We start from the raw sequence: 1,349 nt of genomic DNA, 5'->3' as shown, positions 1-1,349 counted from the left end.
GGCTCTTCGTCGTTGGGTGTGGAATTCGCCCCCTGAGCTGGGCCAGGATATGACCTCCACCTGGACAGGAGGCATGGCATGGACGGCACCCAGATTATGACCCTCGGCCTGGGCCTGGAAGCGCCCTGGATTCTCAAGGACCAGCACCTGGATACCTCCGTGTCGCCTCACCGCCTGGACCTCTATGTCGAAGCCGAGCGAGGCAGCCTCTATCCGTGTCCTGAGTGCGGCAAGGCCTGTCCGGCCCACGACTTTGCCGACAAGACCTGGCGGCATCTGAACTTCTTCCAGCACCATTGCTACCTGCATGCCCGGGTGCCTCGCACCAAGTGCCCCGAGCATGGCGTCAAGCGCATCGAGGTGCCCTGGGCGCGCTCCGGCAGCGACTTCACCCTGCTGTTCGAGCAGGCGGCCATGTCACTGGTCAAGGAGATGCCGGTGCTGGCCGTCTCTCGGCAACTGGAGATCTCCGACACGCGCCTGTGGCGCATCGTGCACCACTATGTGGGACGGATGCTGGGTCAGTTGGACCTGTCCAAGGTCGAGGCTGTCGGCCTGGATGAAACGGCCTCTCGGCGCGGTCACCGCTATGTGACGGTGTTTCTCGACATGCAGCGCAAGCAGGAGCCGGTGATCTTCGCCATCCCCGGTCATGGCAAGGCCACTATCGAGGCCTTCAGCGCCTTTCTGGCCGAGCATGGTGGTGACCCAGACAACGTCGTTGAAGTGGTCTGCGACATGTCCCAGGCCTTTCTCAGTGGCGTGGCCGAGCACCTGCCCGGCGCCGAGGTCACCATCGACTGGTTCCATATCGTGCAGACCTTCACCAAGGCGCTGGACGAGGTCCGCAAGAGAGAGCGTCGCCAACAAGCTCATCCCAAGGCGCTGCGCTGGGCAGTGCTGAAGAACACCGAGGCCGGCAACCTGACGGCCAACCAGATCACCGCGCTCCAGGAGCTGGTGAGTGATCGGAGTGCCACGGCGGATGCTTGGATCATCAAGGAGAAGCTGCGCTGGATTCAGCAGGCGCCGACGCCGCGGGGTGCCCGGTGGCGCATCACGAACTATCTCAAGGTCATGCGCGAGGCGGTCACTGATCAGCCACTGCTCAAGCCGATGGCGAAAGCCTTGAACACGCTGGAACGGCATGCCGAGCAGGTGGTGAGACGCTGGCTCTCCGGTCTGACCAACGCGCGGCTGGAGGGCATGAATGGCCTGTTCCAGGCGGCCAGGTCACGTGCACGCGGCTACCGGAACGAGGCCAACTTCATCGCCATGATCTACCTGATTGGTAGCCCAGTAGGGCGCATGCTTGATCGGGCCAAATCCACATGAAACGACGAAGAGCC

1 protein-coding gene is annotated in these 1,349 nt (G+C 63.1%); it reads left to right on the top strand.

Annotated features, from left to right (window positions below):
• Window positions 1–78: 78 nt before the first annotated feature.
• A complete protein-coding gene (locus ACFODV_RS15230) occupies window positions 79–1,335 on the top strand; it encodes an ISL3 family transposase (protein ID WP_379760938.1) in 1,257 nt (418 codons plus the stop codon).
• Window positions 1,336–1,349 lie beyond the last annotated feature (14 nt).

It is taken from the genome of Halomonas tibetensis (assembly GCF_042643535.1).
Taxonomy (GTDB): Bacteria; Pseudomonadota; Gammaproteobacteria; order Pseudomonadales; family Halomonadaceae; genus Halomonas; species Halomonas tibetensis.
The sequence above is the reverse complement of the archived record's forward strand: the minus strand, read 5'-3'. Positions and strand labels throughout refer to the sequence as shown.